7 protein-coding genes are annotated in these 8,705 nt (G+C 59.5%); 4 read left to right on the top strand and 3 right to left on the bottom strand.

Annotated elements, in window-relative coordinates; genetic code table 11:
• Nucleotides 1-1,043: 1,043 nt before the first annotated feature.
• The 3 genes from Q8Q83_RS06295 to Q8Q83_RS06285 all read right to left on the bottom strand — a co-directional run bounded on the left by Q8Q83_RS06295 (nucleotide 1,044) and on the right by Q8Q83_RS06285 (nucleotide 3,225).
• Nucleotides 1,044-1,922: a restriction endonuclease gene (locus Q8Q83_RS06295; protein WP_305622111.1), complete on the bottom strand. Its 879-nt coding sequence runs from the start codon at nucleotides 1,920-1,922 to the stop codon at nucleotides 1,044-1,046.
• A gap of 134 nt (nucleotides 1,923-2,056) precedes the next feature.
• Complete coding sequence (locus Q8Q83_RS06290) at nucleotides 2,057-2,863, bottom strand: cytochrome c (protein WP_305622115.1); 807 nt, start codon at nucleotides 2,861-2,863, stop codon at nucleotides 2,057-2,059.
• Nucleotides 2,864-2,865: 2 nt separating this feature from the next.
• On the bottom strand, nucleotides 2,866-3,225 hold the full coding sequence (locus Q8Q83_RS06285; protein WP_305622109.1) for a rhodanese-like domain-containing protein: 360 nt from the start codon (nucleotides 3,223-3,225) through the stop codon (nucleotides 2,866-2,868).
• A 694-nt stretch (nucleotides 3,226-3,919) separates the two neighbouring features.
• Here Q8Q83_RS06285 and Q8Q83_RS06280 point away from each other — a divergent pair.
• From Q8Q83_RS06280 to Q8Q83_RS06265, 4 genes are all read left to right on the top strand, one after another.
• Nucleotides 3,920-5,125, top strand: a complete 1,206-nt coding sequence (locus tag Q8Q83_RS06280) for an acetyl-CoA C-acetyltransferase (RefSeq protein WP_305622107.1) — start codon at nucleotides 3,920-3,922, stop codon at nucleotides 5,123-5,125.
• A gap of 93 nt (nucleotides 5,126-5,218) precedes the next feature.
• Nucleotides 5,219-7,363 carry a 3-hydroxyacyl-CoA dehydrogenase NAD-binding domain-containing protein gene (locus tag Q8Q83_RS06275; protein ID WP_305622105.1) on the top strand — a complete coding sequence of 715 codons (2,145 nt, stop codon included), beginning with the start codon at nucleotides 5,219-5,221 and terminating at the stop codon, nucleotides 7,361-7,363.
• 64 nt (nucleotides 7,364-7,427) lie between these two features.
• Entirely contained in the window at nucleotides 7,428-7,664 is a 237-nt protein-coding gene (locus Q8Q83_RS06270) for a lysozyme inhibitor LprI family protein (protein ID WP_305622113.1), read from the top strand.
• A gap of 214 nt (nucleotides 7,665-7,878) precedes the next feature.
• Nucleotides 7,879-8,607 carry an amidotransferase gene (locus Q8Q83_RS06265; RefSeq protein WP_305622103.1) on the top strand — a complete coding sequence of 243 codons (729 nt, stop codon included), beginning with the start codon at nucleotides 7,879-7,881 and terminating at the stop codon, nucleotides 8,605-8,607.
• Nucleotides 8,608-8,705: the final 98 nt, after the last annotated feature.

Genomic DNA, 8,705 nt, shown 5'->3' with positions numbered 1-8,705 from the left:
AGTGCTTACGGTGGCGTGGTTCGACCGGTTGGGTCTACCTCGACTCTACTGACCTCAACTTCTCGAACCGCCCGGTGCGGACCCGCATGCCGGGTGGTGTGGCAGGGGCGCGGCCAGATGGCCGCCTCCTATGCCGATTTGCCAGTCGCCGCAAAAGTAACCAAAAACGTTTGCCCCGGCATCCGGCCCTGCCTGCGGCAGGGTTCGTGAATAGAATCATTGCTCCAGGGGCCCGCCGCGAAGGGCCATCCCTGGCCCATCGCGGCTCTCGCGGCATCCATGCCGCTCAACCCCTTCCACAACGATTCTGTTCACCCTCCTGAAGGGGCGTTTGGCGTCGTCTGCACGTTTTGTGTCGAGTTAACTAAAAGCCAAAGCAAAGGGCTGCCACCACGGCGAGTTGATGAGTATCGCGTTGCTCAACCCCTCCTACGGTCCTGCCACCAATGCTGGCGGGCTCTGCGAAACCTGTAGGAGCGGCCTTGGCCGCGATGTTTTTGTATTCACCTCGATTCGCGGGTAAGCCCGCTCCTACAGAGGTTGAGCATGGCGGCAGCAGCCAAGTACCAAGCATTTCACTTCAAGCCCATATCTCGCAGGCGCGCGCAAAGTCCCCGTCAGGAGGCCGAGCGGAGGTGTTGCGTAGGGGGACGAACGGCATGGATGCCGCGGTATCGCGTTGCTCAACCCATTCTACGACCTGCGATTTAAAGAATTTCGCTCAAACGCGTTACCTATCCACATATCTCACAGGCGCGTGCCAAATCCCCGTCAGGAGGCCGAGTGGAGGTGTTGGCAGGGGGACGAGCCGCATGGATGCGGCGAGAGGCTTAAAGGGGCAGGGATGCCCCTTGTAAGCCGGCCCCCGGAGCAGCGCCGGAGCGAGGGAAGTTTCGCGCAGCGAAACCCAGATGCAGGGGCGCATTCTCTTTGGTTACTTTCTCTTGTGCGAAGCAAGAGAAAGTGACTCGCCGTAAAGGCGAAAAGCGTAGGGTAAGTCGAATTAAATTTTTCGTGTGGTTCTGAAGATGGATAAGTAACTATCAAATTTCCTCTGAATCGAAAAAGTCATTGTCGAGAGCTTTTACTTCGTAAATATTTTTTGTTTGCACGCCTACGCTAAATTTATGCATCAAATCTACTAGCTTAGAGCCGTCTAGTAGAATTATTTTGTGGTGAGCATCTCTCGCTTTTGCTTTGGCCTTTTCATCAAATGTTGAGGTGGTTACGAAAATTCCTTTGTGGGTGTCGCCACTCATGGCGCCAATAAAATTTCGTATGTCTGTTTCTCGGACTTTGTTTTCACTATATCGCTTTGCTTGGATATAGATTTTTTCAAGGCCAAGTTGGTCCTCGTTGATTATGCCGTCGATTCCGCCGTCCCCGGACTTTGCTGTTTCTATGAAATCGCCATAGCCCATTTTTTTGAGAAGTATCAGAATTATCTTCTCAAAGGCATACGGGTCAACTTCTTTGAGTTTTAATAATAGTTCGTCTTTTACGGCGCGTTCGATTTGTTCAAAGCCAGAGTCTATTAAATCCTGTGGGCTTGCATTAATTACGATGCTCGACTCTGGTGTGGAGTTGTTTTCTGGCTTGTAAAAAGTAATGACGTCTGAGTGGATGTCGTTGAGCGATACATTTTCGGGCTTAGCAGATTTTCCTTTGTCTGTAATCTGAACAAAACCTCGCTGCGGGTAATGAACTAGTCCGCCTTTCTTTAGGTAGGATTTTCCCCAAGCAATTCGGTTTTCAATTACGCGGTCTCCGCTTTTTGTGGTCTGTTCTAGCAGTGCTTTGGGTAAATGTGAATAGAAGCGTTCTTCCACAAGGCGAACCAGATCGCGGCCTTTGATGACTTCGCCATCTTTCAGTATTTCCAATATGGGAAGGAAGGTTTCATTGAACTTTGGTAATTCCATTGAGGGTCCGTTTATGCGGTGAACCTTGGTAGGTTCTGTTGCTAATTTATAAGGAGTAAGCTTGATCTAGTCGATGTAATGTCGAAATGACTATGCTCATACGCTAGCGCATCCACCGCGCGTGGGCAAAGCCGTCATTGAGTGGTCTTGCGCTCGGTCATGTGACGCAGATAAGCGATCAGTTGCTCCAACTCACCATCACTCAACACCTCAACAGAAAACCCCGGCATCTTGCCCTGCGGCCAACGCCGCATGCTCTGCGGGTCCCGGATATAGCGGCTCAGAAAATCGCCAGTGAAATACTCAGTCGGGTTATGCGGCAGATTCAGGTCCGGGCCGAATTGCGAATCCCCCACGCCATTTAGGCGATGACAAGCCATGCAGTTTTTCTGGAACTGGGCAAAGCCAGCCTGCACCGCGGCGCTGGCATTGGCTGCCGGCAATAGTTGCGGGAAGCGCTGCGTGACCGGCGCCAGCAGGCGGATGGTCGCAACTTGGAAGGGCCATTGCTCCGGGCCTATCTGGCTGGCGGCCGGGTTCTGCCACACCAGATAAAAGGGCCCTGCGCTGGGTTTGCCCTCGGCCAGGGGCGGCCAGGGCTGGGCGGGGTCTTCGATGGCCAGCCAGGCCTGGCTGCCACTTGGGTTAAGCGCCAGGGCGGCGGGCAGTTCGGCGGCAAAGCCGTCGTTGGCGATCAGCTGCAGATGATCGCCGCGTTGCACGCCAGTCAGCAGCACGGCCACCGGCACGGCGCGGTAGTGCATGGTGCGTTTGTAGCTGACGTCGTTGGGTATATCGATCCGCTGCGTCTGCGGGTGAGCCAGCAGCGCGGCGCTGCTCCAGTGTTTGCTTGTGGCACCGAGTTCCAGGGTCAACTCGGCGGCATGCAGTTGAATGCTTAAGGGCAATGGGCCAAGCAGGCCAATCAAGAGTGCGCGCAGGCTCAATCCTGGCTCTCCAAGGCGCGTTTCAGTTCGTCGTAGCCGCCGGCATTGATCAGGTTGCTGTAGCCCAGGGCGCGCAGGCTTTCTTCGGCCAGGGCCGAGCGCCGGCCGCTGCGGCAGTAGAGGACTATTGGGGTGTCTTTGTCCGGGGCCAGGGTGCCGATTTGCGCCGCTATCTCTTCATGGCCAATACGCTGCGCACCGGGTAGGGCACCGGCGGCGAACTCTTCGGCACTGCGTACATCGATCAGCAAGGTGTCGGGGGATTGCAGGGCGGTTATGGCGGCATTTAGTTCGGCCTCACCGGCCAGCAGCGACAGGCTAACGAACAGGCTAAGGGCGGCAAATAGCAGGCGCATGGCAGTCTCCCGAACTATGGATAAATCACCCTAGCACAGGGGGGCATTGTGCGGCGCTCTTCGGCAGCTATGGGGAACAGCTCTGTTGCCGGCTAACGCTCCACGGCGGTTAGCCGGCAACAGGGTGGCAGGGTGCTTAACCGACCAAACGGGTCAGATTGGGAAGAATCAGGATCAGGGTGGTGGCAAATACAATCATGCTTGCCTGGCGAATCTTGGCTTGGTTGAACATGGCGGCTGGCCTTGTTGTTGTTCTTGGTGTGGCATTCCCTGCTCGCTATAGCTGCCTGCGGGCTGCGGCGTCACGCCTAAGGTGGATGGCTTGAACCGTCCCGGCAAAACCCGGCGGCGGCATCTGCTTGGGCATGCATCGCTTCGAACAAGCGGCGCGCCTGATTTAACTCTAGGGCGCGCAGCGCCTGGCTATAGAAGTCTTGATTGCTAGAGCAGCCGGGCTTGTTGCCGATGGTTATGACGGGACACCGGGCAGGGCGCAGCGAGCCTTGAGCTAGACGCGGTTATTCGCCTTCGCCCAGTGCGTGACCGTTTGTCTGAGCTGAGTGGTCAATAGCCCTGAGCACTTCGGTCATTGAGCCTGGGCAGGCGCGGCGTATGGTAGGCCTACTGCACAAGAACAGGCGCAATCCCTCGATATGCGCCGCCTGCCACCCTCCACTGGAGGTCTGAGGACGCCATGACCGAAGCATTTATTTTCGATGCGCTGCGCACGCCCCGCGGCAAAGGCAAGAAGGACGGCGCGCTGTACAGCGTCCAACCCGTCGACCTGATCGCCGGCCTGCTCAAGGCCCTGCAAGCGCGCAACAACCTGGATACCAGCCAGGTCGATGACATAGTCCTCGGCTGCGTCACCCCGGTGGGCGATCAGGGCGCCGATATTGCCAAGACCGCGGCCATGCTCGCCGATTGGGACGTCAGCGTGTCCGGCGTGCAGCTCAATCGCTTCTGCGCCTCGGGCCTGGAGGCGGTCAACCTGGGCGCGATGAAGGTGCGTTCCGGCTTCGAGGACCTGGTGGTGGTCGGCGGCGTGGAATCCATGTCGCGCGTGCCCATGGGCTCCGATGGTGGTGCCTGGGTGATGGACCCGGCGAGCAATATGCATAGCCATTTCACCCCCCAGGGCATTGGTGCCGACCTGATCGCCACCCTGGAAGGCTTTAGCCGCACGGATGTCGACGCCTTCGCCCTGCGCTCGCAGCAGAAGGCCGCTCGCGCCAGCAAGGATGGTTCGTTCAACAAGTCGCTGATTCCGGTGACCGACCAGAACGGCATAGTGCTGCTCGATCACGACGAATTTATCCGTGGCGATTCCACCCTCGAAGGCCTGGGCAAGCTCAAGCCGAGCTTCGAGATGATGGGCCAGATGGGCTTCGACAGCACCGCGCTGCGGGTCTACAGCCATGTCGAACAGATCAACCATGTGCACACCCCGGGCAACAGCTCCGGCATAGTGGATGGCTCCGCCCTGATGCTGATCGGCAGCAAAGCCAAGGGCAAGGAGCTGGGCCTCAAGCCCCGTGCGCGCATAGTTGCCACCGCTGTGACCAGCACCGACCCGACCATCATGCTCACCGGCCCGGCGCCGGCCACCCGCAAGGCCCTGGCCAAGGCCGGGCTCTCGGTGGAGGACATCGACCTGTTCGAGGTCAACGAAGCCTTCGCCTCGGTGGTGATGAAGTTTATGCGGGACATGGGCGTGAGCGAGGACAAGGTCAACGTCAACGGCGGCTCCATCGCCATGGGCCACCCATTGGGCGCCACCGGCTGCGCCATTCTCGGCACCTTGCTCGACGAACTGGAAAAGCGCCAGTTGCGTTACGGCCTGGCCACGTTGTGTGTCGGTGGCGGTATGGGTATAGCCACCATCATTGAGCGTGTGTAGGAGCCAGCTTGCTGGCGATTCGTCCCGACCCTGATCGCGAGCAAGCTCGCTCCTACAGGTCAGACGGCACAAGAATTCACGGGAACAGAAGAAATGACTGACGCCATCCGTTACGAAAAAGGCCAGGACAATATTGTCGTCCTGACCATGGATATGCCTGACCAGAGCGCCAACACCATGAACGCGGTCTACCGCGAGGCCATGGGCAAGATTGTCGATCGTCTGGAAGCCGAGAAGGATGCCATTGCCGGGGTGATCATCACCTCGGCGAAGAAGACCTTCTTCGCCGGCGGCGACCTCAATGAGCTGGTCAAGGTGACCAAGGCCGACGCCAAGGATTTCTATCAGATGATCCTGCGCATCAAGGGCCAGTTGCGCCGCCTGGAAACCCTGGGCAAGCCGGTGGTGGCGGCGATCAACGGCGCGGCACTGGGCGGCGGCTGGGAAATCTGCCTGGCCTGCCATCACCGCATCGCCCTGGACAGTTCCAGCGTGCAACTCGGCCTGCCGGAAGTGACCCTCGGCCTGCTGCCGGGCGGTGGCGGGGTGGTGCGCATGGTGCGTCTGCTCGGTCTGGAAAAGGCCCTGCCGTATCTGGTCGAGGGCAAGAAGGTGCGTCCCGCCGCGGCGCTCAAGGCCGGCCTGATCGACGACATCGCCTCCGACAAGGATGACCTGCTGGCCAAGGCCCGCGCCTGGGTCCTCGCCAACCCGGCGCCCAAGCAGCCCTGGGATGAGGCCGGCTACAAGATTCCCGGCGGTACGCCGTCAAGCCCCAATGTGGCGCAGATGCTGGCCATCGCCCCGAGTGTGCTGCGCGACAAGACCAAGGGCTGCTTCCCGGCGCCGGAGAAAATCCTGTGCGCCGCGGTCGAAGGTGCCCAGGTCGATTTCGACACTGCGCAGATCATCGAGGCGCGCTACTTCACCGAGCTGACGACCGGCCAGGTGGCGAAGAACATGATCGGCACCTTCTGGTTCCAGCTCAACGAGATCAACGCCGGCGGCTCGCGGCCGCAAGGCTTCGCCCCCTATGTGACCAAGAAGGTTGGCGTGCTCGGCGCCGGCATGATGGGCGCCGGTATCGCCTATGTGTCGGCGGCGGCGGGCATCGAGGTGGTGCTCAAGGACATTTCCCTGGAAGCGGCGGAGAAGGGCAAGGCCTACTCGGCCAAGCTGCTGGAGAAGAAGGTCGGCAAGGGCCTGATGAGCGCGGAGAAGCGTGATGCCTTCCTCGCGCGGATCAAACCGAGCGCCCGCGAAGCGGACTTCGAGGGCTGCGACCTGATTATCGAAGCGGTGTTCGAGGACCGCGACCTCAAGGCCAAGGTCACCTCGGCGGCGGAAGCCGCGGCGTTGCCGGGCGCGGTGATCGCCTCCAATACCTCGACCCTGCCGATCACCGGCCTGGCCGCCGCGGTGCAGAACCAGGACAAGTTTATCGGCCTGCATTTCTTCAGCCCGGTGGACAAGATGCCGCTGGTGGAAATCATCAGGGGCGAGCAGACCTCAGGCGAGACCCTGGCGCGCGGCTTCGATTACGTGATGCAGATCAACAAGACCCCGATAGTGGTCAACGACAGCCGCGGCTTCTTCACCTCGCGGGTGTTCGGTACCTTCACCAACGAAGGCCTGGCCATGCTCGGCGAGGGCGTAAGCGCGGCGATGATCGAGACCGAGGCGCGCAAGGCCGGCATGCCGGTCGGGCCGCTGGCGATCAGCGACGAAGTGTCGATGAGCCTGATGAACCATATCCGCCAGCAGACGTTGAAGGACCTGGCCGCCGAGGGCAAGTCGATAGCCGAGCATCCGGCCTTCGCCGTGATTGACCTGATGCTCAACGAGTACAAGCGTCCGGGTAAGGCCGCCGGTGCGGGCTTTTACGACTATCCGGAGGGCGGCAAGAAGCACCTGTGGCCGGAGCTGAAGGTGCGCTTCGAGAAGCCTGAGGCGCAAATCTCCCAGATCGATGTGCGCGACCGTATCCTGTTTATCCAGGCCATCGAGACCGTGCGTTGCATGGAAGAGGGCGTGCTCCAGTCGGTGGCCGACGCCAATATCGGCTCGATCTTCGGCATCGGCTTCGCCGCCTGGAGCGGCGGCGCGTTGCAGTTTATCAACCAGTACGGCGTGCAGGATTTCGTCGCCCGCGCCCAGTACCTGGCCGAGCAATATGGCGAACGCTTCCTGCCACCGGCCTTGCTGCTGGAGAAGGCGGCCAAGGGCGAAACCTTCTAAGCGCGGCAACTAACAGAGCCGGCTCCAGTGAGCCGGCTTTTTTATGCGCTAGCGCTAGAACCAGCTGTATGGCGAGTACCGCAAAGGCCTGGATGGTGCGCAGAAACAACAGCTCAAGGAGGTGCAACTGGCTTGGATCAAGTTCCGCGATCTGGCCTGCGCCTTCGAGTCATCCAGCCTGGAGGGCGGCTCGGCCTACTCCATGCAGCTCAACGCTTGTCTGGCGCAGAAGACCGCCGCCAGGATCAAGGGGCTGGAACAGTTGGCGAGCTGTGAGGAAGGCGACTTGAGTTGGCCTTGAAGCGCTCTGTGGAACCTCATGCCAGATGGCGTTAATGAAGGGAATCCGCCTGGTGTGAAAGGTGTGCAGGCGGATATATGCTGTGGCTTATTGGCTATCTAGTTATTTGTTGGGTTTTTTCCCATCGAGCCCTTGTGCCTATTGCCTTGCAGCCTAGCGGCAGGCAGGCTGCGCGCTGAAAATCCACCCTTTTGCGCCTTAGGTACTCGCCCTTATGCCGTTGCAGATTTGCATCCTGGAAACCGATGTCCTTCGCCCCGAACTGGTCGACCAGTTCGAAAGCTACGGCCGCATGTTTGAGCAGCTGTTCGCTCAACAGCCGATTGCTGCCGAGTTCAAACTGTACAACGTGCTAGAAGGGCACTACCCAGCGGATTCCGAGAAATACGATGCCTATCTGGTGACGGGAAGCAAGGCCGATTCCTTTGGTAGCGAGCCCTGGATCGCCACCCTGAAAACCTATCTGCTCGAGCGCTATAACCGCGGCGACAAGCTGTTGGGCGTGTGCTTCGGTCATCAGATCCTGGCGCTGTTGCTCGGCGGCAAGGCGGAGCGCGCCGAACAGGGTTGGGGCGTGGGTATCCATCAGTACCGTCTGGCGCACAAGCCGGCCTGGATGAGCCCGGATCTGGAAGAGCTGACCCTGCTGATCAGCCATCAGGATCAGGTCACCAAACTGCCGGAGAACGCCACCCTGCTGGCCAGCAGCGAGTTCTGCCCAATCGCCTCCTATTGCATCGGCGACCAGGTGCTGTGCTTCCAGGGCCACCCGGAGTTCGTGCATGACTATTCCCGGGCGCTGCTGGATATGCGTCAGCAGCATATCGGCGAGCCGGTGTACACCAAGGGTGTGGCAAGCCTGCAGCATGACCACCAGGGCCATACCGTGGCGGAGTGGATGATGCGCTTTGTCGCTCAGGGCCGCGCCGGCTTAAACGGTTAAATCACGGAAGTCAGAGAAGCCCGGTTTTACCGCAATGCCGTTCACTTAAGCCAAGTGTGCGGCATTTTTTGTAGCCCGGATGAAATCCGGGGGAACTC

The organism is Pseudomonas sp., assembly GCF_030696055.1.
Lineage (GTDB): Bacteria > Pseudomonadota > Gammaproteobacteria > Pseudomonadales > Pseudomonadaceae > Aquipseudomonas.
The sequence above is the reverse complement of the archived record's forward strand: the minus strand, read 5'-3'. Positions and strand labels throughout refer to the sequence as shown.

Excerpts from the sequence above, each read along its gene's own strand:
- Q8Q83_RS06295 (WP_305622111.1), bottom strand. The coding sequence starts at position 1,922 with ATGGAATTACCAAAGTTCAATGAAACCTTCCTTCCCATATTGGAAATA.
- Q8Q83_RS06285 (WP_305622109.1), bottom strand. The coding sequence starts at position 3,225 with ATGCGCCTGCTATTTGCCGCCCTTAGCCTGTTCGTTAGCCTGTCGCTG.
- Q8Q83_RS06280 (WP_305622107.1), top strand. The coding sequence starts at position 3,920 with ATGACCGAAGCATTTATTTTCGATGCGCTGCGCACGCCCCGCGGCAAA.
- Q8Q83_RS06275 (WP_305622105.1), top strand. The coding sequence starts at position 5,219 with ATGACTGACGCCATCCGTTACGAAAAAGGCCAGGACAATATTGTCGTC.
- Q8Q83_RS06265 (WP_305622103.1), top strand. The coding sequence starts at position 7,879 with ATGCCGTTGCAGATTTGCATCCTGGAAACCGATGTCCTTCGCCCCGAA.